The organism is Streptomyces sp. NPDC005202, assembly GCF_040608235.1.
Taxonomy (GTDB): Bacteria; Actinomycetota; Actinomycetes; order Streptomycetales; family Streptomycetaceae; genus Streptomyces.
Genome location: NZ_JBEXHW010000031.1, coordinates 44,052 through 68,008, shown reverse-complemented (window position 1 = coordinate 68,008; position 23,957 = coordinate 44,052). Strand labels below are relative to the sequence as shown.

Below are 23,957 nucleotides of genomic sequence, written 5' to 3'. Positions count from 1 at the left end.
GTGTCCCATTACCACCCCAGAGTGAGGAGCTTGCATGCGACGTCGTCTTGCCCGGGCACTGGCCCGGCCTCTGGTGCTGGCGGCCGCGGGGGCGGCGATACCCCTGGTGACCGCCGCCCCTGTTGCCGCCGACAGCGTTGTGGTCGGCGGTTTCCCCGTCGAAGTGTCGGAAAGTCCATGGATCGTGGCGCTCTCCAGCCGTGACCGGTTCGGGGGTACGCGCGCGGGGCAGTTCTGCGGAGGTGTGGCCATCGGTCGGACCACCGTGCTCACCGCGGCCCACTGCGTGGCGAAGAAGGTTGTGGGCGCGCCGCCGACGCGCGACCTGAAGGTCATCACGGGCCGTACGGATCTGCTCTCGGGTCAGGGCATGGAGATCCCCGTACGTGGCACCTGGGTCAATCCGCGCTATGACGGTGCCAGCAACGCCGGCGACTTCGCCGTGCTGACCCTCGCCGAGCCGCTGCCCCAGAGCGCGGTCATCGCGATGGCAGGCGCGGGTGACCCGACGTACGCACCGGGAACGAGCGCCGTGGTCTACGGCTGGGGGGACACCACCGGCAGTGCCGCCTACGCGCACAGCCTGCACGCCGCACGCGTCCACGTCCTGCCCGACGCGCAGTGTGAACGGGCGTATCGCGGCAGCATCGACGGCACCTACCTGCCCGGGACCATGCTGTGCGCGGGGGAGAGCAAGGGGGGCCGGGACGCCTGCCAGGGAGACAGCGGGGGGCCGCTGGTGGCGCAGGGGCGTCTGATCGGCCTGGTGTCGTGGGGGAGCGGCTGTGGACGGGTGGGGAGCCCGGGGGTCTACACGCGCGTGTCCGATGCCGTTCGGACACTGAGCCTGGCCGGCGTCGCTACAGGCGCGCGCCGGGCGTCTGACGGAGCCTGACCGGGGTCGCCGGTCACGAGGACGGGCGGCCGCTCCTGCGTGTCAGGAGCGGCCGCCCGTTCGCCGGCCTGTGCCGGTGCCTGGCTCGTCGTGCGAGGCTGTCAGCGCTCTTCGGCGGACGGGTCCGGAACGGACGTCAGGCGCTCCGTCTCGTCCTGTATCTCAGCGGCGATCTTCTTGAGTTCCGGCTCGAACTTGCGACCGTGGTGGGCGCAGAAGAGCAGTTCTCCGCCGCTCAGCAGGACGACGCGCAGGTACGCCTGGGCGCCGCAGCGGTCGCAGCGATCAGCGGCCGTCAGCGGGCTCGCGGGGGTCAGAACAGTAGTCACGTCGCCTCTTCTCTAGCTCGACGAGCTGTCGTACCAGGGTCAACATCCAACCAGCCCCAAACGTTCCCGCTCGCGGCTTCTCCTCGAAAAAATCTCTTCGGGGCGGCTGTCTGCTGCCGGTTTGGCGGCGAATGTGCCGTATTGCGTGTCTGTGTGTCTTACGGGTTCGCGCTGTCGGTCATGGTCGGTCCTCCCGGCCGGGTTGCCGGTTGTTCATGAGGACGTGCCCGGAGCCTAAATGGTTCATGCCTCGAAGGGAACGTGATATCCGCTTCACTCCAACGAGGGATCGAACATCCATGCGACTCTCTACTAGTCTAGGTCCCTGCCGAGGGTTGCATTACAAGGGCTCTACCAGGCCTCGGTACCCTCTGAGCGGCTACCGAAGCCGCGCCCTCACTCCATAGGGCCCCACTGAAATTCAGCGAGGAGCGAACCGCGTGACCGCCGAGACGTCCGTGCCGTCCACAGCGCTGCTGGCAGGAGCAGACCGGGATGGTTCCAACTACACCGCGCGGCACCTGCTCGTCCTCGAGGGCCTCGAGGCCGTGCGCAAGCGCCCGGGCATGTACATCGGCTCGACCGACAGCCGCGGTCTGATGCACTGCCTGTGGGAGATCATCGACAACTCCGTGGACGAGGCCCTCGGCGGCTACTGCGACTACATCGAGGTGATCCTTCACGACGACGGCTCCGTGGAGGTGCGGGACAACGGCCGCGGCATCCCCGTCGACGTCGAGCCCAAGACCGGCCTGTCCGGCGTCGAGGTCGTCATGACCAAGCTGCACGCGGGCGGGAAGTTCGGCGGCGGCTCGTACGCGGCCTCCGGCGGCCTGCACGGCGTCGGCGCCTCCGTGGTCAACGCCCTGTCCGCCCGCCTGGACGTCGAGGTGGACCGGGCCGGTCACACCCACGCCATCAGCTTCCGGCGCGGCGTGCCCGGCGTGTTCGCCGGGGCCGGCCCGGACGCCAAGTTCGAGGCCAAGGGCGGCCTGCGCAAGACCAAGAAGATCCCCAAGACCCGCACCGGCACGCGCGTGCGGTACTGGGCCGACCGCCAGATCTTCCTCAAGGACGCCAAGCTCTCCCTGGAGACCCTGCACCAGCGCGCCCGCCAGACGGCGTTCCTGGTGCCCGGGCTGACCATCGTCGTCCGTGACGAGTACGGCCTCGGCGAGGGTGGCAGCAAGGGCGAGGAGTCCTTCCGTTTCGACGGCGGCATCAGCGAGTTCTGCGAGTACCTGGCGAGCGACAAGCCGGTCTGCGACATCCTGCGCTTCACCGGACAGGGCACCTTCAAGGAGACGGTCCCGGTCCTCGACGACCACGGCCAGATGACGCCCACCGAGGTCACCCGCGAGCTCGGCGTGGACGTCGCGCTGCGCTGGGGGACTGGCTATGACACGACGGTCAGGTCCTTCGTCAACATCATCGCCACCCCCAAGGGCGGCACCCACGTCGCCGGCTTCGAGCAGGCCGTCACCAAGACGATGAACGAGGTGCTGCGCGCCAAGAAGCTGCTGCGCGTCGCCGAGGACGACATAGTCAAGGACGACGCCCTGGAGGGCCTCACCGCGGTCGTCACGGTCCGCCTCGCCGAGCCGCAGTTCGAGGGCCAGACCAAGGAGGTCCTCGGCACGTCGGCGGCCCGCCGCATCGTGAACAACGTGGTCTCCAAGGAACTCAAGGCGTTCCTGACCTCCACCAAGCGTGACGCCGCCCAGCAGGCCCGCGTGGTCCTGGAGAAGGCCGTCGCCGCCGCCCGGACGCGCATCGCCGCGCGCCAGCACAAGGACGCGCAGCGCCGCAAGACGGCCCTGGAGTCCTCTTCGCTGCCCGCCAAGCTCGCCGACTGCCGCAGCGACGACGTCGACCGCAGCGAGCTGTTCATCGTCGAGGGCGACTCCGCGCTCGGTACGGCGAAGCTCGCCCGGAACTCCGAGTTCCAGGCGCTGCTGCCGATCCGCGGCAAGATCCTCAACGTCCAGAAGTCATCCGTCACGGACATGCTGAAGAACGCCGAGTGCGGCGCGATCATCCAGGTCATAGGAGCCGGGTCCGGCCGGACCTTCGACCTCGACGCGGCGCGCTACGGCAAGATCATCATGATGACCGACGCCGATGTGGACGGCTCCCACATCCGCACCCTGCTCCTGACGCTGTTCCACCGCTACATGCGGCCCATGGTCGAGGCGGGCCGGGTGTTCGCCGCCGTGCCGCCGCTGCACCGGATCGAGCTGATCCAGCCGAAGAAGGGCCAGGACAAGTACGTCTACACGTACTCGGACCGCGAACTGCGCGACAAGCTGCTGGAGTTCCAGAGCAAGGGCATCCGGTACAAGGACTCGATCCAGCGGTACAAGGGTCTCGGCGAGATGGACGCCGACCAGCTGGCCGAGACCACCATGGACCCGCGCCACCGCACCCTGCGCCGGATCAACCTCTCCGACCTGGAGGCCGCCGAACAGGTCTTCGACCTGCTGATGGGCAACGACGTGGCTCCCCGCAAGGAGTTCATCGCGAGCTCGGCGGCGACGCTGGACCGCTCCCGCATCGACGCGTAACCGCAATGCTCTGCCTGAGCCGGGGCGTCGGGTCGGGCTGGAGCCGGGGCTGGGGCTGGGGCCCGACATGGGCCGGGGCCGACCGCTGGGCCCGGACGCGGGGCGGGGGCGGGGTCGCCCGCCGGGCTGCTGGGCGCCTGGCCCTACGACGTTGGGTGCCCCGACGGCGGGCGCGTGACCGACGGGGTCCGCCGGCGCGCGTCGCAGGCGGCGGGGGCCGTGGCATCGTCGGGTCCATGGGCGTCGCTGTGGGCGTCTCGGTGCCCTCTGCTGCCTCGACGCCCGGCGCTGCCTCGACGCCCGGCCCGTCGCCCCGGGCGGCCGTGCGTGTCACCGTCTGCGCCTGCACGCGTCGCCGGGAGTCACAAGGCGTTTCTCCACCCGCGGGTGGAGAACGGCCGTGTTCCGGGATCCACCCACGATCCACCTCGGCGCCGATCTGCTGACCTGCGACTTTCCGTAGCGTCGAAGGCGTCGGCGGCACCCGCCGTCGGCATCCCCTTCCCGCTCACGGAGGCTCTGATGTCCGGGCTCGTCAACGCGCTGGTGATCGTGATCGTCGCCGCCCTGGTGATCTCGCGGCAGTTCCGCGCCCGCCGGCTCGACGCCGACCGGCGCTGGTGGCTCCTGCCCGCGATCCTGGCGGTCGTCGCGCTCCGCGAGCCCGGCATAGTCGACGCCCACCACCGCACCGAGTCCGTCCTGCTGCTCGCCGCCGAACTGGTCATCGGCCTCGGCACCGGCGCGGGCTGGGCGTGGACCACCCGCATCTGGGTGGAGGCGGACGGCACGGTGTGGACCAAGAGCACCAAGGCCAGCGTGACCGTCTGGATCGGCGGCATCGCCCTGCGCGTCGGCCTCTTCGCGCTCGGCGCGTTGCTGGGCGTGCACCAGGACAGCTCCGCCCTGCTCCTCGCCCTCGCAGGCACCCTGCTGGTCCGCTCGGGAATCCTGGTCTGGCGGACGCAGTCCCTCACCTCGGCCACCCGGACCACGACGTACGGTGACGACATGCCTCGGCCCGCGTGGAAGGAGCGTGTGTGACGGAGAACGCCTGGACGCGCTGGCCCTCCCGCGAGGCGCTCGGACGCGCAGGGATCTCGCGGCCCCGGCGGATGCTCGCCTGGGCCGCCAGGACGCTGGTGCTGGGCATGCTGCTGTGGGGGGCATTCAGCAGCGGAAACGTCCACGGATGGGGCGCGGTCGGAGGCGCGGCGGGCGTCATCGTGGCCGCACTCGTCTCCTGGGCCTTCTTCCGCACCACCCTCGCGCACCGGCTCTGGCCGTCCCTTGCGCTCATCATCGTGCTTCTGACGCTCGCGGTGGTGGCTCAGACCGTCGGCTTCCGGGTTCCGGCCCTCGTCATCTGGTGCGGCTGTGCCATCGGCGCGCTGGAGCGGCTGCCCCTCGCGGCCGCGCTGCCCGTGACCTCGATCGCCCTCGCGTCGTACGCCGCGGTCACCGACGACGCGTGGCTGACCACGGTGGCCACGACGGTGGGGCTCGCTCTCGCCGGCTACGTTCTGCGGCTCGACGCCGAGGCCCGGGGCAACGCCCAGCGGCTGCTCGCCCAGGAGCGGGCCGCGCGGGTGGCGGAGGCGGAGTCGGCGGCGCTGGCGGAGCGGGCCCGGATCGCGCGGGAGATCCATGACGTGCTGGCACACAGCCTCTCGGCGCAGCTCGTGCACCTGGAGGCGGCCCGGCTGCTCATCGAGCGGGGCGCCGACCGGGAGCAGATCCTCGAACGGGTGGTGGCAGCGCGGGGGATGGCTCACGACGGTCTCGCCGAGACCCGGCAGGCGTTGTCCGCGCTGTGCGGCGAGCTGACCCCGCTGGAGGACTTCCTGAGCGAGCTCGTGCGGGCGAACGACGGCGCCGAGGTCACCGTCACGGGTGAACGCAGGCCACTGCCGGCCGAGGCGTCGCAGGCCGTGCGCCGGGTCGCCCAGGAGGCCCTGACCAACGTCCGCAAGCACGCGCCGGGCGCCAAAGTCCGCGTACGACTGGACTACAGCGAGCACCAAGTGACGCTCGACGTGAGGGACTCGGGCGGCCCGCCCGGTGAGCTCACCGGGTCCGGAGGCGGGTACGGTCTCCTGGGCATGCGGGAGCGTGCCGAGCTGCTGGGCGGTTCGCTGGAGGCAGGGCCGCACGAGGAGGGGTTCGCGGTGACGTTGAAGGTGCCGGTATGACGGAGGAGGCCGAGAAGAAGCCCGCGCGGGTCGTGGTGGCGGACGACCAGACCGTCGTCCGGGAGGGCATCGTGATGCTGCTGGGGCTGCTGCCCGGGATCGAGGTCGTCGGGTCGGCCGGCGACGGGGACGAGGCGGTGAAGCTCGTCGCCGAACTCGCACCGGACGTCGTCCTGATGGATCTGCGCATGCCCCGCTGCGACGGTGTCGAGGCCACCCGGCGGATCCGGTCGGAGCATCCCGGGACACAGGTCGTGATCCTCACGACGTACGCGGACGACGAGTCGCTGTTCCCCGCCCTGCGGGCAGGGGCGCGTGGCTACCTCACGAAGGATGCGGGCGGCGACGAGATCGTCCGGGCCGTGGAGAGCGTGCTGTCCGGAGACGCGGGACTGTCGCCGAGCATCCAACGGAGGCTGCTGGAGCGGCTGTCCGAGCCCGAGCCCCGGCCGGAAGCTCCCGTCGAGGCGCCGGACGGGCTCACCGCGCGGGAGACCGAGGTGCTGCTGCTGATCGCCGAAGGCCTGACCAACCAGGAGATCGCCCGCAGACTGCACGTCTCGACCGCCACGGTGAAGACCCACATCAACAACCTCTTCGCCAAGACGGGCCTCAAGGACCGTGCCCAGGCGGTGCGTTACGCATATGCAAAGGGGCTGGTGCGGCCGCCTGCGGGGTGAGTCACCTGATGGGGTGAGAGCGTGGAGAAGAGAAGTCAGGGATCTTTACGTTCTGTCCATCCTTGGGCATGCAGTCAAGCAACGGTCGTTCCCGCGGTGGCGGAGGTGGTCCCGAGATTCCGGCCGAGAACCACGACGGCCAGGACCCGGCCCCCGGATCCGAAGACATGAGGTACCGCGACCCCTGGTACGACGCGCTGGCCTCCGGCTGGGGTGAGCTGGACGACAGGGGCGTCCCCACCGCACCGGTGCCGGCGGCGCACCGGGAGCAGCCCGGCGGTGGCCGGGCCGTCGGCGCGGCAGCCGATGTGTACCTCGAGGTGCAGCGCAGTGCGGCATTCCAGGAGGTACGCAGCCGGTACCGGCGGTTCGTGGTGCCGGCGGTCGCGGTCTTCTTCGTCTGGTACGTGGGGTACGTCGTGACCGCGACGACCGCGCCGGGGTTCATGGCGCGGTCGGTCGCGGGCGCGGTGAACGTGGCGATGCTCGCGGGGCTCGGGCAGTTCCTCAGCACCTTTCTGTTCGCCTGGGCCTACGCCCGGCACGCCCGGCTGCGCCGGGACCGGGCCGCGCTGGAACTGCGCTGGGACACCCAGGAACTGACGCGCGGTGTGCAGGGAGGTGCCTCGTGACCGGCAACCATCAGACGCTGGCGCTGCTGCTGTTCAGCGTGTTCGTCGCGGTCACCCTGGTGATCACGACGTGGGTGAGCCACAACCGGCACGGGTCGCCCGAGGAGTTCTATGCGGGCGGGCGGCTCTTCTCACCCATGGAGAATGGCTTTGCCATCGCGGGCGACTACATGTCGGCCGCCTCCTTCCTGGGCGTCACCGGGCTCATGGCGCTGTTCGGCTACGACGGGCTGCTGTACGCGGTGGGCTTCCTCGTGGCCTGGCTGGTGGTGCTGTTCCTCGTCGCCGAACTGGTGCGCAACTGCGGACGCTTCACGCTCGCCGACGTGGTCGCCGCAAGGATGAGCGAGCGGCCGGTGCGGATCGCGGTGGGAACCTCCTCGGTCACCGTCTCCGTTCTGTATCTGGTGGCGCAGATGGTGGGCGCGGGCAGCCTGGTCGCCATGCTCCTCGGGCGGACGGGAGAGGCGGCACAGGCCTGGACCGTCATCGGCGTCGGCGCGCTCATGGTGATCTACGTGTCGTTGGGAGGGATGCGGGCCACCACCTGGATCCAGATCGTCAAGGCGGTCCTGCTGCTGGGCGGCACCATCGCCCTGACCGTGCTTGTCATGGTCCGGTTCCACGGCGACCTCGACCGGCTGCTGCTCACGGCGGCCGAGCGCAGCGGCCACGGGGACGCCTTCCTGGCACCCGGACTGAAGTACGGCGGGGACTGGACCGCGCGCATGGACTTCATCAGCCTGGGGCTCGCGCTGGTGCTGGGCACCGGCGGGCTGCCGCACATCCTGTCCCGCTTCTACACCGTGCCGACCGCGAGGGCCGCCCGCCGTTCGGTCATCTGGTCCATCGGGCTCATCGGCGGCTTCTACCTGATGACCATCGTCCTCGGCTTCGGCGCGGCCGCGATCGTCGGCCCGGCGGCCGTACGAAGCTCGAACGCGGCCGGGAACACGGCGGTTCCGCTGCTGGCTCTCGACCTGGGCGGAGGCGCGGACTCCACGGGCGGAACGGTTCTGTTCGCGGTGGTGGCGGCCGTCGCCTTCGCCACGATCCTCGCGGTGGTCGCCGGGATCACGCTCGCCTCCTCGGCGTCCGTGGCCCACGACCTGTACGCGTCCCTGCGGCGCCGGGGCGCCCGGCAACGCAGCGAGGTCGCCGTGGCGCGCGTCGCCGCGGTCGGGATCGGCGTGGTCGCGATCGCCCTCGGCCTGCTGGCCCGTGACCTCAACGTCGCCTTCCTGGTGGGCCTCGCCTTCGCCGTCGCCGCCTCCGCGAACCTGCCGGTACTGCTCTACTCGCTGTTCTGGCGCGGCTTCACGACCCGTGGCGCCGTGTGGGCCGTATACGGCGGACTGATCCCGGCAGTCGGGCTCGTCGTGCTGTCCCCGGTGGTGTCCGGCAGCCCCGACTCGCTCTTCCCCGGCGTCGACTTCCAGTACTTCCCGCTGCAGAACCCCGGCATCGTCTCCATCCCGCTCGGCTTCGTCGCGGGCTGGCTCGGCACCGTCACCTCCGCAGAGCTGCCGGACGAGGCCAAGCACGCCGAGACCGAGGTGCGGTCGCTGACGGGGGCAGGTGCCGTGTAGCCCGCCGGCCCCCCAACGTCGTACCGCCGTGCCCTTCCTCGACGCAGGGCTACGGCGCCACCCATGCGTACCGGTGCTCAGGCCGCCCCGTCTCGCCGTACTTCAGGGAGAGTCGGAGGCGGCCGGCCTGTTCCAGGTGGCGGAGGTAGCGCTGGGCCGTGGAGCGGCTCAGGCCGGTCCGGGCGGCCACCTCGTGGGCTGACAGCGGATGGTCGGCGCGGTGCAGGACGCCGCAGATGAGGTCCGTGGTCGGTTCCGAGTGCCCGCTGGGCAGGCCGGGGGAGGACGGTGCGGGCGTGGTGCGCAGGGCGCCGAAGATGCGGTCCACCTGTTCCTGCCCGGCGACGCCGCGGCCGCCGACGCGGTCGACGGTGCGGCGCAGGGCGGCGTAGGAGTCCAGGCGGGTGCGCAGCGCGGCGAAGGTGAAGGGTTTGACCAGGTAGTGCAGGGCGCCCAGGCGCATTGCCTGCTGGACGGTCGCCACGTCGCTGGCCGCCGTGATCATGATGACGTCGGTGCCGTGGCCCTGCTCCCGCATGCGGTGGACGAGTTCGAGGCCGGTCTGGTCGGGCAGGTAGTGGTCGAGCAGGACCAGGTCGATGCCGCCGCGTTGCACGGCGGCCAGTGCCTGCGCGGCACTGTGCGCGCGGGCGGTCACCCGGAAGCCGGGAACCTTTCCCACGTACTTGGCGTTGATCTCAGCGACACGGAAGTCGTCGTCGACCACCAGGACGTCAATCATCGGGCCTCTTTCCGTCAAGGCCACGCGAGCGTCAAGCCCGTGTTTCGGCTCCGTTGTTGTAGCGCGAGCAAAACGAGCACAACAGGTGCTTGCGAGCAAAAGAACGGCTTGCGCTCAGAAGACTGCTGCTGTGGTCCGGGCCACATCTACCGTCCCGGGCCATGAGCGCAACCACCAGCCCCGCCATTGAGCTACGGGGCGCGAGCAAGACGTTCCGGACCCCGTCCGGGGGTCTGCACACGGCCGTCAGGGACCTCGACCTCATCGTGGGACGCGGCGAGTTCGTGGCCGTCGTCGGGCCCACCGGCTGCGGCAAGTCGACCACGCTGACCCTGGTCAGCGGCCTGGAGGAGCCCACCGAGGGCGACGTGCTGGTCGCCGGGGAGCCGGTCCGCGGCGTCGGCGACAAGGTCGGCTTCGTCTTCCAGCAGGACGCCACCTTCCCCTGGCGCACGGTGCTGTCCAATGTGATGGCCGGCCCCCGCTTCCGCGGCGTACCGAAGGCGGAGGCCAAGCAGAAGGCGCGCGAGTGGCTGGCCCGGGTCGGGCTCGCCGCCTTCGAGGACCGCTATCCGCACCAGCTCTCCGGCGGCCAGCGCAAGCGTGTCGCGCTCGCCGCCACCTTCGTCAACGACCCCGAGATCCTGCTGATGGACGAGCCCTTCTCGGCGCTCGACGTCCAGACCCGGGCGCTGATGTCGGACGAGCTGCTGGAGCTGTGGGAAGGCACCCGTGCGTCGGTCGTCTTCGTCACCCATGACCTGGAGGAGGCCATCGCGCTGGCCGACAAGGTCGTCGTGATGACCGCCGGTCCGGCGACCGTGAAGCAGGTCTTCGACATCGGCCTGCCGCGGCCGCGCAAGGTCGAGGAGGTGCGTCTGGAGACGCAGTTCGTCGAGATCTACCGCGAGATCTGGGAGTCCCTGGGCGAAGAGGTCCGCATCACCCGTGAGAGGGGTGCCGCCCATGTCGCCTGAGGTCCTCAGCACGCCGGTCGTCGACACGGTCAAGACCCCCGACCGCGCGCACTCCCGGGCCCGTGCCGCCCGCCGGCGCAAGGTCGTCGTCACCACGGTCCGCGTCCTGCTCCTGGTCGCCGTGCTCGGCCTGTGGGAGGTGCTCTCCCGGGCCAAGGTCATCGATCCGTTCAACTTCTCGATGCCCTCGAAGATCTGGGACCAGATCTGGACCTGGGTGACGCACGGGACCGCGCTCGGTTCCCTGGGCGAGCAGATCTGGTACACGCTCTACGAGGCTCTGCTCGGCTGGGTGTTCGGTGTGGTGGCCGGCGTGGTCCTCGGCATCGCGCTCGGACGTATCGCCTTGCTCGCCGATGTCCTTGGTCCCTACATCAAGGTGCTCAACTCCATACCGAGGATCGTGCTCGCGCCCATCTTCGTGATCTGGTTCGGGCTGGGGCCGGCCTCCAAGGTCGCCTCCGCCGTGGTCCTCGTCTTCTTCCCGGTGTTCTTCAACGCCTTCCAGGGCGCCCGGGAGGTCGACCGCAACCTGGTCGCCAACGCCCGGATCCTCGGCGCGAGCGACCGCCGGGTGACCCTCCAGGTCGTCATCCCGTCCGCGACCTCGTGGATCTTCACCAGCCTCCACGTCAGCTTCGGCTTTGCCCTCATCGGCGCGATCGTCGGCGAGTACATCGGCGCCACCAAGGGCATCGGCCTGCTCGTCGCGCAGTCCCAGGGCACCTTCAACGCGGCCGGCGTGTACGCCGCGATGGTCATCCTCGCCGTCGTCGCCCTTCTCGCCGAAGGGCTGCTCACCTTCGCCGAGCGCCGCATCTTCCGCTGGAAGCCGGCGGACTCCGAGCGCTGAACGGCCCACCGCCGCACCACTGTTCTTCTCTTCCCTCGCACCGCCCTCTCACAAGGACGTGAACCGCCATGCGCAAGACCGCCAGAATCGCGGCGTCGGCCGCCGCCGGCCTGCTCGCCCTCTCCTCCCTCACCGCCTGCGCCAACGACTCGGCCAGTTCCACCGCCGACACCGGCAGCGGCGGGGGCGGCGGCAAGGGCGAGCACGTCAAGATCATGGTCGGTGGCCTGGACAAGGTCATCTACCTGCCGGCGATGCTCACCCAGCGCCTCGGCTATTTCAAGGCCGAGGGCCTGGACGTCCAGCTGCTGAGCGAGCCCGCCGGCGTCCAGGCCGAGACAGCGCTCGTCTCCGGCCAGGTCCAGGGCGCCGTCGGCTTCTACGACCACACCCTCGACCTGCAGACCAAGGGGAAGTACGTCGAGTCCGTCGTCCAGTTCTCGCAGGCTCCGGGAGAGGTGGAGGTCGTCTCCACCAAGGCGGCGAGCAGGATCACCTCACCGAAGGACTTCAAGGGCAAGAAACTCGGCATCACCGGCCTCGGCTCCTCGACCGACTTCCTCACCAAGTACCTCGCGGTCAAGGACGGCGTGAAGGTCAGCGAGTTCACCCCGGTCGCCGTGGGGGCGGGCCCGACCTTCATCTCCGCGCTCCAGAAGGGCGCCATCGACGGCGGCATGACGACCGACCCGACCGTCGCGACGATCCTGGACAAGAAGGTGGGCAAGATCCTCCTCGACATGCGGACGCCCGAGGGTTCGCAGCAGGCGCTCGGCGGCGCGTACCCGTCGTCCAGCCTGTACATGCAGACGGACTGGGTCAACAGCCACAAGGACACCGTCCAGAAGTTGGCCAAGGCATTCGTCAAGACGCTCAAGTGGATGTCCACGCACAGCGCCTCCGAGATCGCCGCGAAGATGCCCGCCGACTACTCCCAGGGCGACAAGACGCTCTACGCGGAGGCGATCAAGAGCACGCTGCCGATGTTCACCAAGGACGGCGTCATGCCGGCCAACGGCCCGCAGACCGTCGAGAGGGTCCTCAAGGCGTTCAACCCCAACATCAAGAACGCCAAGGTCGACCTCAGCAAGACGTACACGACCGAGTTCGTGGAGAAGGCGACGGGCTGACATCCGTATGCAAGGCGGGCACGGCCTCTTCCCCCGCCCCACGGGCCGTGCCCTCAGGCGCGGGTCGCCCACACGTAACGGTGTTCCGGGCGGCCCGCGTCGCCGTACTTGAGGGTCAGCCGGGCCCTTCCCGTGCGCTCCATGAGCTTCAGATACCGCTGGGCGGTCTGCCGGCTCACCCCGGTCCGCTCGGCGATCTCCTGGGCCGACAGGGGCCCTTCGGCCTTCATCAGGGACTGACGGACGAGCTCGGCGGTGGTGGGGGAGTGTCCCTTGGGCAGCTCGGGCACCGAGGCGGTGGACAGCGCCCCGAAGATCCGGTCCACCTCGGCCTGTTCGGCCTCCCCTCCGCCGTCCAGAGTGCGGCGCAGCTTCGCATACGCCTCCAGCTTGGCGCGCAGCCCCGCGAAGGCGAACGGCTTGACCAGGTACTGCAGGGCACCCTGCCGCATCGCCGCCTGGACGGTGGCCACGTCCCGGGCCGCCGTCACCATGATCACGTCGGTCTGGTAGCCGCGGCGGCGCATCTCCTGGACGACCGCCAGGCCCGTCTCGTCGGGCAGGTAGTGGTCCATGAGGACCAGGTCCAGGTGCGGCAGCGTCTCCATCCGGCGCAGTGCCTCGGCCGCGCTGTGGGCTTCGCCCGCGACGTGGAAGCCCGGCACCTTCTCGACGTAGGCCGCGTTGACCTGCGCGACCCGGGTGTCGTCGTCCACGACCAGGACCTCGATCATCGCGCCTCCTCCTCGGCAGCGGTCTTGACGGCAGCCGCGGTGGGGGCCGGATCCAGGTCGGGCTCGGCGAGCGCCTCGGGCAGGACGACCGTGAACTCCGCGCCCCCGCCCTGCGCCTCGCCCACCGTCACGCTCCCTCCCTGCCGCTCGGCGAGCCTGCACACCAGGGAGAGGCCGATGCCGCGTTTGCCGTGCGCCGGCGGCTTCTTGGTGGACCACCCCTCCGTGAAGATCAACTCACGCTGTTCCGCCGGGATTCCGGGCCCCGTGTCGCGCACCCTGAGGAGGGCGGTGCGTCCCTCGGCGCGCAGTTCGACCTCCACGCGCGCGTGCGGTGTGCCCGCGACGGCGTCCAGCGCGTTGTCCACCAGGTTGCCGACGACCGTTACCAGCCCCCTGGGGTCGACCAGCCGGTCCGGCAGCCGCGTCCGGTCCGCGACCCACAGAGCGACTCCGCGCTCGGCCGCGACGGTCGCCTTGCCCACCAGCAGGGCGGCGAGCAGCGGGTCCTGGATCTTCTCGGCGACCTGCTCCGCCGTGGCCCGATGGTCGCCGACCACTTCCCCGACGAACTCGACGGCGTCGTCGTACATCTCCAGTTCCAGCAGCCCGAGCAGCGTGTGCATGCGGTTGGCGTGCTCGTGGTCCTGGGCGCGCAGCGCGTCGATCAGGCCGCGCGTCGAGTCCAGCTCCCGGCCGAGCTGCTCCAGCTCGGTGCGGTCGCGCAGGGTGGCGACGGCGCCGCCGTCGTCGGTGGGCATGCGGTTGGCGACCAGGACGCGCTGCCCGCGGACGGTGAGCAGATCCGTGCCCGTCACCCGCCCCGCCAGGACGTCGGTCGTGCGGCCCTCGCCGAGCGCCTCGTCGAGGGACCGGCCGACCGCCTCGTCGCCGATGCCGAGCAGGCGCCGCGCCTCGTCGTTGAGCAGACGGATACGGCCGGTGCGGTCGAGGGCCACGACCCCCTCGCGGATGCCGTGCAGCATCGCCTCGCGCTCCGCGAGGAGGGCCGCGATGTCCGAGAAGGCCAGATCCCGGGTCTGCCGCTGGACCCGCCGGGAGATCAGCCAGGCGGCCAGCGCGCCGACGGCCAACGCCCCTCCGGCGTAGGCGAGCAGCCCGGGGATCGCGCTGATGAGCCGGGCGCGCACGCTGTCGTAGGCGATGCCGACCGAGACTGCCCCGATGATCTCGCCGTGCGCGTCGCGCAGCGGCACCTTGCCGCGGGCGGAGCGGCCCAGGGTGCCGCTGTCGATCTGCATGACCTCCCTGCCGGCCAGGGCTGGTGTGGGATCGGTCGAGACAACCTGGCCGACCTGCTGGGGGTCGGTATGCGACCAGCGCACGCCCCGCCAGTCCATCACGACGATGTACTCGGCGTCGGTGGCCTTGCGGATCCGTTCCGCTTCCTTCTGCACGGGCCCGTCGACGGTCGGGGGAGTGTCCTGGAGGTCCTTCGCGATCTCCGGGTTCTGCGCGGTGGTCTGCGCGATGGCGAGCGCGCGGTGCATCGCCTGGTCGTCCAGCTGGTGGCTGAGCGGTGCCAGGAACAGCCCGGTCGCGAGCACCGCGACTCCCGCGGCGATCGCCAGCTGCATCAGCAGCACCTGCGAGAACACCCGCCGTGGCAGACCGAGGCGCCGACGGCGTGCGGAGGCAGTGGGGCTCATAGGCATGACGGTACGTCCGCGGGCGAGGGCTGCCCCAGGGGATGTGGTGTGGATCTCTTGACCGATTCTTGGGGAAGCGGAACCTTGGGAGCGGGTCGGTTCCGGTTCGCGTACCAGCGCGGCGTCAGCTGGCGAGCGGAGCCGCGGTCAGCTGGCGAGCGGAGTCGCGGTCAGCTCGCGGACCGTCACCACGTCCATCCGCGCGGGCGCGCCCAGCACCGGCCCACAGCTCTCCGGGCGAGGCGGCAGGGATGCACCCTGGGCCACGATCACGCGCCACCGGCGTCCGTCGGCGTGGGCGACGGTCACCTCCCAGCGCGGGGCGGCGCCGTCCGTGCGGACGACGGTCAGCGCGTCCGCCGCGTACTCGCCCGCCGCCGTGCGCACGGCCAGTTCGGCGGCCTGTCCCGGCCGTTCCCAGGCCGAGCGGCCCCGGCAGCCCTCGACGACGACCCGGCCCTCCTGGACGGCGTGCAGGACGTCCTTGACGGCGTGCGCCTCGGCCCTGCCGTACGCGTATCCGTATGGCAGGACCAGCAGTGTCGGTGAGAAGCGGTGGCCGCCGAGGTGCGTGACCTCCCAGACGCCCTCGACTCCGGAGGTGGCGAGCTCGGTCGCGAGGGGGCGGCCGAGGAGGGCGCAGCAGCGGTCGCGCTTGCCGTTGGTGCAGACGAGCGCGAGCGGGTCGCTCGTGTGGGGCCGGCCCCTCAGCACCGCGTCGAAGCTGTGGTGGTCGCCCCTGCCCAGCGCGGCGAAATCGAGGCCGAGCAGTTGCTCCGGGTCGGCGGTCACGGCGCCGTGCAGCCACACGTTCCCGGGAAGGGTGTGGGCCGCGTACACACGCCGCACGGACGGAGTACGGCAATCGGCGTGCCGCCCCGGGTGGCGGATGAGCGCGATGCGGACTCCGGTGCCCTGCGTGGCCCGCTCCAGGGCGCGGCCCAGGGCCGGGTCCAGATGGCTCGAAGTGAGCGCCTTGGCACCCCACGGGCCGGGCTGTTCCAGCAGCAGCCACGTCGTCGCCGTGGCCGCGGTTCCGGACATCGGCTCGTCGAGGTCCCGGGAGGCGGTCGCGCACGTACTCACAGAGGTGAGCCTAACCTGACTTGAGGCGGGGCGGCTTCCGGCCGTCGGAGTGATCTATTCCGGCAGTGGTTGCGGTGGCCGTGGTCCTGTGTACTGTCCGCTCGGCCGCATGCGCAGGGGGCGCTCGCCGTACTCCTCCAGGGCATGGGCGATCCAGCCCGCCGTCCGGGCCACGGCGAAGATCGTCTCGCCCGCCGTGGACGGCATGGCGCAGGAGGCGGTGAGCACGGCGAGGGCCAGGTCGACGTTCGCGTGCAACGGCGTGTGGCGGGCCGTGGTGGCCACGATGTCGCGGGCCGCGGCGAGCGCCGGGGCGGCATGGGGGATCTCCTCCAGGAGGCCGAAGAGGGCACGCGCGCGTGGGTCCTCGCCGGGGTAGAGCCGGTGGCCGAGTCCCGGGATGCGGCGGCCGTCGCGCAGTTCGTCGGCGATCACGGGCCCGGCGGAGCCCCGGTCGAGCACCTCGAGCAGCAGCCGGTGGGCGAGCCCGCTGGCCGCGCCGTGCAGCGGGCCCTCGATCACGCCGAGCCCGGCGGAGACGGCGGCGTAGGCGTGTGCGCGGGCGGAGGCAGCGACGCGCACGGCGAGCGTCGAGGCGGCGAGGTCGTGGTCGACGAGCAGTCCGAGCGCGGTGTCCAGGGCGTGCAGGGACGCCTCGTCGGCGGGGCGGCCGCTCAGCCGCGCCCACAGGCGGTGGGCGAGCGGGCCCTGGTCGCGGTGGCCGCGCAGGACCGGCGGCAGGGCGGTGACGAGGGTGGGAATCAGGATGCGCGCGGTGCCGAGCACGGCGTCCTCGGACAGGTCGAAGCGCAGCGGGTCCGCGGCGGCGGCGGCGATCGCGGCGACCCGCAGCCGGTCGGTGGGTCCGGTGTGTTCGGGCAGGGCGTCGACAGCGCGGCGGGCCACGGCGACGGAGGCGTCGGGCGCGGTGAAGGTGACGCCGGGACGCAGGTGACCGGTCCACAGCCACTCGGCGACCTCCTCGTAGGTGTGCCGGGCGGCCAGTTCGGTCGCGTCGACGCCGCGGAAGTAGTACCGGTCCTTGTCGATGAGCGTGATGCGGGTCCGCACGGACAGCTCCCCGCCGCAGCCCGAACTGCCACTGCTCTCCCGCCTGTTGCGACGGGCGAGCGCCTCGACCTCCTTGGCGTCGAAGGTGCTGCCCCGGCCGCCCGGCTCGCGTCGGCTGCTGAGCTGACCGCGGCTCACATAGGCGTAAACGGTCTCGGGCTTCACACCGAGCAGTTCGGCGGTCTCCTTGGTGCTCAGCCGCCGTTCCGCGGGGCTGGGGGCGGGTTCTTGATCGCGCATGGGTTCACCGTATCTGTCCGGCCGCACATTGATCGAATCAATATTGATAGGAAGTCAGTCAAGCATGGACAGTCGAATCAAGTCCAGGGAGGAAACATGTCCATCAACAGGGCCGCAGCCACTCTTGTCGACGTACCGCGGGGACTCGCGGGAGTCGTGGTCACCGACACCCGAATCGGTGACGTACGGGGGCTCGAGGGCTTCTACCACTACCGCCAGTACTCGGCCGTCGAACTCGCGCAGACCCGCAGCTTCGAGGACGTCTGGCATCTGCTGGTCCACGGGGAGTTGCCGGACGCCGGGCAGAGCGCTGCCTTTGCCGCACGGACTGCCGAGCTGCGCAGACCGCCGGCCGAAGTGCGGGCGGCGCTGCCAGCGATCGCGGCGGCGAGCTGGCGGTCGGGCCCGCTCGCCGGCATGCGTACGGCGCTGTCGCTGCTGGGGGCGGCGAAGGGCTTCCGGCCGTTGTACGGCATCGACGCGGACCGGCGGCGCCAGGACACGCTGGCGGCCTGTGCGGCCGTACCGACGCTGCTCACCGCGCTGCACCGGCTGGGGCAGGGGCTGGAGCCGGTGGAGCCGCGGGAGGAGTTGTCGTACGCGGCCAACTACCTGTACATGCTGACGGGTTCCGAGCCGGACCCGGAGCGGGCCCGGGCCATCGAGCAGTACTTGATCTCAACCATTGATCACGGATTCAATGCGTCAACCTTCACGGCGCGGGTCATCGCATCGACGGGAGCGGATGTGGCAGCGTGCCTGGTGGGGGCGGTCGGGGCGCTGTCGGGGCCGCTGCACGGAGGTGCGCCCAGCCGGGCGCTGGACACCCTGGACGCGATCGGCACCCCGGATCGCATCGACCCCTGGATCCGGGAACGCGTCCTCGCCGGCGAGCGCATCATGGGCTTCGGCCACGCGATCTACCGCACCGAGGACCCCCGCTCCCGGATGCTCCGCGAAACGGCCCAGCGGTTCGGCGGTCCGCGCGTCGACTTCGCCGTCGAGGTCGAGCGCCGCGTGGAGGCGATCCTGGCGGAACTGAAGCCCGGCCGCGAACTCCACACGAACGTCGAGTTCTACGCGGGCGTGGTCATGGAACTGTGCGGCCTGCCCAGCGAAATGTTCACCCCGACCTTCGCCGCGGCCCGCGTGGTGGGCTGGAGCGCGAACATCCTCGAACAGGCCGAGGACTCGAAGATCATCAGGCCGGTGGCGCGGTATGTGGAGCCGGAGGCGCCGGTGGCGGTGCCGGCCATGCGTTGACGTCGGCAGACGTCAGGACGACGACCCGCCGCCCGCTTCGGTTTCGCTGATTGCTCGGTCGAAGAGCCTGAAGAAGCGCCCCTCGACGCTGTCAGGGGGGAGCGCGGCTTTGGCTTCGCGGGAGAGGAACCAGTAGTGACGGAACGGGCGGCTTCTTACCAGCCGCCGCGCGTGAGCGAGTACTTCCTCTTCCGTGACGCTTCCCCATTCATGGAGAAGCATGAAATGGCCGTAGGTGAGGTTGGCGAAGAGGAGCTGCCGTACGTCGGTCGGAGACTGGCCGGGCCAGTCGTTCCAGACCTCGGCGAGGACCGGGTCGGCCATCTGCATCTGCGTGAGCTGGACATGGAGACTGCGCAGATCCGCGGCGGCGCTCCTCCGAAGCTCGTCGCGGGAGGCGATCAACTCCTCTCGCTGCAAGGCGAGTTCCTGGCGCTGCAAGTGCAGCTCACGCTGCTGGAAGAGCAGCGTGATGACGAGGAGCAGCAGAGCCACACCTGAGAAGACGGCGCTGACCGCGCCGAAGTACTCACCCAGGACGCTTCGTTGAGCGGCGGTCCGAAGACCGCCGTTCGCTCGTTCCACGCCGTCTATCAGCCAGCCACTGACGGAGATCGAGGCCACGCATACGAAACCGATACCGATGGCGGCTGCGACAAGCCATGTGCTGAACCTGGCTGTCGAGTTCCACGCCGTCCCACGGGCCAAGGTTCCCCTCCCCAGGTCGACCGGGATGCTTCCCCGCACTGGGTCGGAGAAACCAGGGGCGATCGTTCGGTGCTGCTGCAGGAGGGCCCAGGACCGCAGGGGAGTCGGGCCTCCACACCTCACAGCTTGTTGCTCGTGTCTCCCGCGGGACTTTGCGACGGACAGAGGCGCCCGCGGTGCTGTGGTCGTCTAGCTGCTCTTCTGTGGCGGCGCGAGCCTGCAGCAACGATGGAGCTGGTGGCGGCCGCAAGCTTTGCCTGCGCGGCCAAAACGATCCTCCAGATCCCTGAATTCTGTGTGGCCATGTCAATAACCCCCGATCAGGCGGCCGTCCGTCGGTCGTCGGGGTGCGGGTCGGGTGACGGGGACCGGCGAGCGGTGGGCGGCGCTTGCCGTCTCCCGGAGTGCCGAGCGGCTCTGATCGGCGGGGAGGCGGAGAGGAGGCGCACGGTGGGAAGCGAGGGTCGCACAGTCCGGCGCCATGTCCTTCGTCTGCCGCGCAACTGCTGCTAACAATCGTTCACTTCGTCATGATTCCCGCGGCTCGTATCCTGGGCCGGCATTCAGTCTTCGTACGTGGACCGGCACCGTGAGCCGGTGCACGCGTCGGCGTGAGAGAGGTCGCACGGTGAGCCTGCCGAGCCCGAGCCCGAGTCCGAGCGCGAGGGGCGAAAGTTCGAGGGGCGCAAGCTCGAGCCCGAGTTCGAATCCATGTCCGCGGCAGATCCCGGTCGTCGTACTCGCCGGATTCCTCGGCTCCGGCAAGACCACGCTCCTCAACCACCTCCTGCACCACAGCGGTGGCAGCCGCATCGGCGCCGTCGTCAACGACTTCGGCGCCATCGAGATCGACGCCATGGCGGTCGCGGGAGCGCTCGGGGACTCCACCGTCTCCTTGGGCAACGGGTGCCTGTGCTGTGCGGTCGACGCCAGTGAGCTCGATCTCTACCTCGACCGGCTCACCAACCCCGCCGCCGGTATCGACGTCGTCGTCATCGAGGCCAGCGGGCTCGCCGAGCCCCAGGAGCTCGTCCGCATGGTGCTGGCCAGCGAGAACCCCAGGGTCGTCTACGGCGGCCTCGTCGAGGTCGTCGACGCGGCCGAGTTCGACGACACCCGTGCGAGGCATCCCGAGATCGACCGGCACCTCGCCCTTGCCGACCTCGTAGTCGTCAACAAGATCGATCGGGCCGCCGACGGCGACAGGGTGCTTGGGCTCGTACGGTCCCTCGTCGACCGGGCCGCCGTCGTCCCGGCTTCCTACGGCCGCGTCGACCCCGAGTTCCTCTTCGACTGCAGGCCGGGCGAGGAGCGCATCGGGCAGCTCTCCTTCGACGATCTGCACGAGCGCGTCGAGCGAGTCGAGCGCGACGCGCGTGACGAGCACGAAGAGCACGGCCACGACCAGGGGCATGCCGGGCACCTGCACTCCGGCTACGACAGCCTCTCCTTCACCTCCGACGTGCCCCTGAGTCCCCGCCGGCTGATGCCGTTCCTCGACAGCCGTCCCAACGGGCTCTACCGGATCAAGGGGTACGTCGACTTCGGCCCCCACGACCCCCGCAACCGCTACGCCGTGCACGCCGTCGGGCGGTTCCTGCGCTTCTACCCCGAGCCCTGGCAGGCCGGCGATCCCCGCCTCACCCAGCTCGTGCTCATCGGCTCCGGCATCGACGCCCCCGCCCTCGGCAAGGAACTGGAGGCGTGCAAGGACGACGCCCCGCACGCCGACGAGTACGGCATGTGGGGCGTCCTCCGCTACGTCCAAGATCCCGAAGCGCAGGACCCCGGACAGCTCGAGTCCGAGCCCGAAGACCCGGACTCCCCGGAGCAGGGCCCCGAGGAACCGGACCTGGAGGATCCCCCCGTCTAGAGGATCCGCCGTTTTTTCTAGACGGGCCCCGCCACCGCCGCCACGGTCTTCGGCAGCGACACGCCCGAGCCGTCGCGGCGCGGGTCGATGTCCGGGAGCTCGGCCGGGTTGCCGTTCTTCTGCGCGGCCCGCGCCGGGGCCGGGCCCGCCCAGGCCAGGGACAGGCAGTCCTCGCCTTTCAGGAACCGCTGGCAGCGGACACCGCCGGTGGCACGGCCCTTGCGCGGGAACTGGTCGAACGGGGTCAGCTTGGCCGTCGTCTGGACGGAGTCGTCCAGCGTGCCGCGCGAGCCGGCGACGGTGAAGACGACCGCGTCCGTGGCCGGGTCGACGGCCGTGAACGAGATGACCTTGGCGCCCTCGGCGAGCTTGATGCCCGTCATGCCGCCGGCCGGGCGGCCCTGCGGGCGGACCTGGGAGGCCTGGTAGCGCAGGAGCTGGGCGTCGTCCGTGATGAAGACCAGGTCCTCCTCACCGGTGCGCAGCTCGACCGCGCCGACGATCCGGTCGCCCTCCTTGAGCGTGATGACCTCCAACTCCTCCTTGTTGGCGGGGTAGTCGGGCACCACGCGCTTGACGACGCCTTGTTCCGTGCCCAGCGCCAGGCCCGGCGACGACTCGTCCAGTGTGGTCAGGCAGACCACCGTCTCGTCGTCCTCCAGGGAGACGAACTCCGAGAGCGGCGCGCCGCCGGAGAGGTTCGGTGTCGAGGCGGTCTCCGGCAGCTGGGGCAGGTCGACGACGTTCAGGCGGAGCAGGCGGCCGGCGGACGTCACCACGCCCACCTCGCCGCGGGCCGTGGTCGGGACCGCCGAGACGATCACGTCGTGCTTCTGGCGCTTGCCGTCCGCGTCCGGCGGGAACGGATCGCCGTTCGCCGTACGGGCCAGCAGGCCCGTCGAGGACAGCAGGACACGGCACGGGTCGTCCGCCACCTGCAGCGGCACGGCCGCGGCCGGGACGTCGCCCGAATCCAGCAGGACGGTGCGCCGCGGGGTGCCGAACTTCTTGGCCACCGCGGCCAGTTCGGAGGAGACCAGCTTGCGCAGCTCCGCGTCCGACTCCAGGATCCGGGTCAGTTCCTCGATCTCCGCGGTGAGCTTGTCCTTCTCCGCCTCCAGCTCGATGCGGTCGTACTTGGTCAGGCGGCGCAGCGGGGTGTCGAGGATGTACTGCGTCTGGACCTCGCTCAGCGAGAAGCGCTGCATCAGGCGCTCCTTGGCCTGCGCGGAGTTCTCGCTGGAGCGGATCAGGCGGATCACCTCGTCGATGTCCACCAGCGCCGTGAGCAGACCCTCGACCAGGTGCAGCCGGTCGCGCTTCTTGCCGCGGCGGAACTCGCTGCGCCGCCGTACGACGTCGAAGCGGTGGTCGAGGTAGACCTCCAGGAGCTCCTTCAGGCCCAGCGTGAGGGGCTGGCCGTCCACCAGCGCGACGTTGTTGATGCCGAAGGACTCCTCCATCGGCGTCAGCTTGTACAGCTGCTCCAGGACCGCCTCCGGCACGAAGCCGTTCTTGATCTCGATGACCAGGCGCAGGCCGTGCTCGCGGTCGGTGAGGTCCTTGACGTCGGCGATGCCCTGGATCTTCTTCGAACCGACCAGATCCTTGATCTTGGCGATCACCTTCTCCGGGCCGACGCTGAAGGGCAGCTCGGTGACGACGAGGCCCTTGCGGCGCGCCGTCACTGCCTCCACCGAGACCGTCGCGCGGATCTTGAAGGTGCCCCGGCCCGTCTCGTACGCGTCCCGGATCCCAGACAGGCCCACGATCCGGCCGCCGGTCGGCAGGTCGGGGCCCGGGACGTGTTTCATCAGGGCGTCCAGGTCCGCGTTCGGGTGGCGGATCAGGTGGCGGGCGGCCGCGATGACCTCGGCGAGGTTGTGCGGCGGCATGTTCGTGGCCATGCCGACGGCGATGCCCGACGAGCCGTTCACCAGCAGGTTCGGGAACGCCGCGGGCAGGGCCACCGGCTCCTGCTCCTGGCCGTCGTAGTTGGGCGCGAAGTCGACCGTGTCCTCGTCGATCGACTCGGTCATCAGGCTCGCCGCCGCGGCCATCCGGCACTCGGTGTACCGCATGGCGGCCGGTGGGTCGTCGTTGCCCAGGGAGCCGAAGTTGCCGTGGCCGTCGACCAGGGGCACGCGCATCGAGAAGGGCTGCGCCATGCGCACCAGGGCGTCGTAGATCGACGCGTCGCCGTGCGGGTGGAGCTTGCCCATGACCTCGCCGACGACGCGGGCGCACTTCACGTAGCCGCGGTCGGGGCGCAGGCCCATCTCGTTCATCTGGTAGACGATGCGGCGGTGGACCGGCTTGAGGCCGTCCCGGGCGTCCGGCAGGGCGCGCGAGTAGATGACCGAGTACGCGTACTCGAGGAAGGAGCCCTGCATCTCGTCGACGACGTCGATGTCGAGGATCTTCTCCTCGTACGAGTCGTCGGGCGGCGGGGTCTTCGTGCTGCGGCGGGCCATCGCTGCCGGCTCCTTGCTGAAGCGTGTGACGGGATCTGACGCGGACCATTGTGGACCGCCGGACTGACAACGCGGACCAGGACCCGGCCTTGCCCGCCCGGCCCGGCACTCGCGCACGGCCCGCCCCGGCACTCGCGCACGGCCCGCCCCGGCATTCATGGACCCGGCCTTGCCCGCCCGGCCCGGCACTCGCGCACGGCCCGCCCCGGCACTCGCGCACGGCCCGCCCCGGCATTCATGGACCCGGCCTTGCCC

The 23,957-nt window shown here is 70.6% G+C and carries 20 protein-coding genes; 12 read left to right on the top strand and 8 right to left on the bottom strand.

Annotation, left to right across the window (positions count from 1 at the left end):
* Nucleotides 1-34 precede the first annotated feature (34 nt).
* Complete coding sequence (locus tag ABZV31_RS30880; protein WP_355900190.1) at nt 35-895, top strand: serine protease; 861 nt, start codon at nt 35-37, stop codon at nt 893-895.
* 101 nt (nt 896-996) lie between these two features.
* Here the strand turns inward: ABZV31_RS30880 and ABZV31_RS30875 are convergent, their stop codons facing one another.
* On the bottom strand, nt 997-1,224 hold the full coding sequence (locus ABZV31_RS30875; RefSeq protein ID WP_355900189.1) for a hypothetical protein: 228 nt from the start codon (nt 1,222-1,224) through the stop codon (nt 997-999).
* A 440-nt stretch (nt 1,225-1,664) separates the two neighbouring features.
* Between ABZV31_RS30875 and ABZV31_RS30870 the strand changes: the two genes are divergently transcribed.
* The 6 genes from ABZV31_RS30870 (at nt 1,665) to ABZV31_RS30845 (ending at nt 8,881) form a co-directional block, all read left to right on the top strand.
* On the top strand, nt 1,665-3,788 hold the full coding sequence (locus tag ABZV31_RS30870) for a DNA topoisomerase IV subunit B (RefSeq protein ID WP_355900188.1): 2,124 nt from the start codon (nt 1,665-1,667) through the stop codon (nt 3,786-3,788).
* A gap of 522 nt (nt 3,789-4,310) precedes the next feature.
* On the top strand, nt 4,311-4,832 hold the full coding sequence (locus tag ABZV31_RS30865; RefSeq protein WP_355900187.1) for a DUF1453 domain-containing protein: 522 nt from the start codon (nt 4,311-4,313) through the stop codon (nt 4,830-4,832).
* Nucleotides 4,829-5,980 carry a histidine kinase gene (locus ABZV31_RS30860; protein WP_355900186.1) on the top strand — a complete coding sequence of 384 codons (1,152 nt, stop codon included), beginning with the start codon at nt 4,829-4,831 and terminating at the stop codon, nt 5,978-5,980. The genes ABZV31_RS30865 and ABZV31_RS30860 overlap by 4 nt, the downstream gene beginning before the upstream one ends.
* Entirely contained in the window at nt 5,977-6,660 is a 684-nt protein-coding gene (locus ABZV31_RS30855) for a response regulator transcription factor (RefSeq protein ID WP_355900185.1), read from the top strand. The genes ABZV31_RS30860 and ABZV31_RS30855 overlap by 4 nt, the downstream gene beginning before the upstream one ends.
* A 68-nt stretch (nt 6,661-6,728) precedes the next feature.
* Entirely contained in the window at nt 6,729-7,292 is a 564-nt protein-coding gene (locus ABZV31_RS30850; RefSeq protein WP_355900184.1) for a DUF485 domain-containing protein, read from the top strand.
* Nucleotides 7,289-8,881, top strand: a complete 1,593-nt coding sequence (locus tag ABZV31_RS30845; protein ID WP_355900183.1) for a cation acetate symporter — start codon at nt 7,289-7,291, stop codon at nt 8,879-8,881. The genes ABZV31_RS30850 and ABZV31_RS30845 overlap by 4 nt, the downstream gene beginning before the upstream one ends.
* Nucleotides 8,882-8,930: 49 nt before the next feature.
* Here the strand turns inward: ABZV31_RS30845 and ABZV31_RS30840 are convergent, their stop codons facing one another.
* Entirely contained in the window at nt 8,931-9,623 is a 693-nt protein-coding gene (locus ABZV31_RS30840; protein WP_355900182.1) for a response regulator, read from the bottom strand.
* Between the two features lie 161 nt (nt 9,624-9,784).
* On the opposite strand from ABZV31_RS30840, the gene ABZV31_RS30835 reads away from it, so the two are divergent.
* From ABZV31_RS30835 to ABZV31_RS30825, 3 genes are all read left to right on the top strand, one after another.
* The gene (locus ABZV31_RS30835) at nt 9,785-10,600 is read left to right on the top strand and encodes an ABC transporter ATP-binding protein (protein ID WP_355900181.1); all 816 of its coding nucleotides are present in this window, start codon (nt 9,785-9,787) and stop codon (nt 10,598-10,600) included.
* Entirely contained in the window at nt 10,590-11,453 is an 864-nt protein-coding gene (locus tag ABZV31_RS30830) for an ABC transporter permease (RefSeq protein ID WP_355900180.1), read from the top strand. Before ABZV31_RS30835 ends, ABZV31_RS30830 begins: the two co-directional genes overlap by 11 nt.
* 68 nt (nt 11,454-11,521) lie before the next feature.
* The gene (locus ABZV31_RS30825) at nt 11,522-12,583 is read left to right on the top strand and encodes an ABC transporter substrate-binding protein (protein ID WP_355900179.1); all 1,062 of its coding nucleotides are present in this window, start codon (nt 11,522-11,524) and stop codon (nt 12,581-12,583) included.
* A 53-nt stretch (nt 12,584-12,636) separates the two neighbouring features.
* Here ABZV31_RS30825 and ABZV31_RS30820 read toward each other — a convergent pair whose 3' ends face one another.
* From ABZV31_RS30820 to ABZV31_RS30805, 4 genes are all read right to left on the bottom strand, one after another.
* Nucleotides 12,637-13,317: a response regulator gene (locus ABZV31_RS30820; protein ID WP_355900178.1), complete on the bottom strand. Its 681-nt coding sequence runs from the start codon at nt 13,315-13,317 to the stop codon at nt 12,637-12,639.
* A complete protein-coding gene (locus tag ABZV31_RS30815; RefSeq protein WP_355900177.1) occupies nt 13,314-14,987 on the bottom strand; it encodes a sensor histidine kinase in 1,674 nt (557 codons plus the stop codon). Before ABZV31_RS30815 ends, ABZV31_RS30820 begins: the two co-directional genes overlap by 4 nt.
* 147 nt (nt 14,988-15,134) lie before the next feature.
* Nucleotides 15,135-16,073 (bottom strand): sucrase ferredoxin, encoded by a 939-nt coding sequence (locus ABZV31_RS30810; protein WP_355900175.1) that lies wholly within the window; start codon nt 16,071-16,073, stop codon nt 15,135-15,137.
* A 54-nt stretch (nt 16,074-16,127) separates the two neighbouring features.
* The gene (locus ABZV31_RS30805; protein WP_355900173.1) at nt 16,128-17,384 is read right to left on the bottom strand and encodes a citrate synthase; all 1,257 of its coding nucleotides are present in this window, start codon (nt 17,382-17,384) and stop codon (nt 16,128-16,130) included.
* Nucleotides 17,385-17,480: 96 nt separating this feature from the next.
* On the opposite strand from ABZV31_RS30805, the gene ABZV31_RS30800 reads away from it, so the two are divergent.
* Nucleotides 17,481-18,647, top strand: coding sequence for a citrate synthase/methylcitrate synthase (locus ABZV31_RS30800; RefSeq protein ID WP_355900171.1), 1,167 nt, complete (start codon nt 17,481-17,483; stop codon nt 18,645-18,647).
* A 12-nt stretch (nt 18,648-18,659) separates the two neighbouring features.
* On the opposite strand, the gene ABZV31_RS30795 is transcribed toward ABZV31_RS30800, so the two are convergent.
* Nucleotides 18,660-19,271: a DUF6082 family protein gene (locus ABZV31_RS30795; RefSeq protein ID WP_355900169.1), complete on the bottom strand. Its 612-nt coding sequence runs from the start codon at nt 19,269-19,271 to the stop codon at nt 18,660-18,662.
* 808 nt (nt 19,272-20,079) lie between these two features.
* On the opposite strand from ABZV31_RS30795, the gene ABZV31_RS30790 reads away from it, so the two are divergent.
* Nucleotides 20,080-21,228 carry a GTP-binding protein gene (locus tag ABZV31_RS30790; RefSeq protein ID WP_355900203.1) on the top strand — a complete coding sequence of 383 codons (1,149 nt, stop codon included), beginning with the start codon at nt 20,080-20,082 and terminating at the stop codon, nt 21,226-21,228.
* Between the two features lie 17 nt (nt 21,229-21,245).
* Here the strand turns inward: ABZV31_RS30790 and ABZV31_RS30785 are convergent, their stop codons facing one another.
* A complete protein-coding gene (locus ABZV31_RS30785; RefSeq protein WP_355900167.1) occupies nt 21,246-23,702 on the bottom strand; it encodes a DNA topoisomerase IV subunit A in 2,457 nt (818 codons plus the stop codon).
* Nucleotides 23,703-23,957 lie beyond the last annotated feature (255 nt).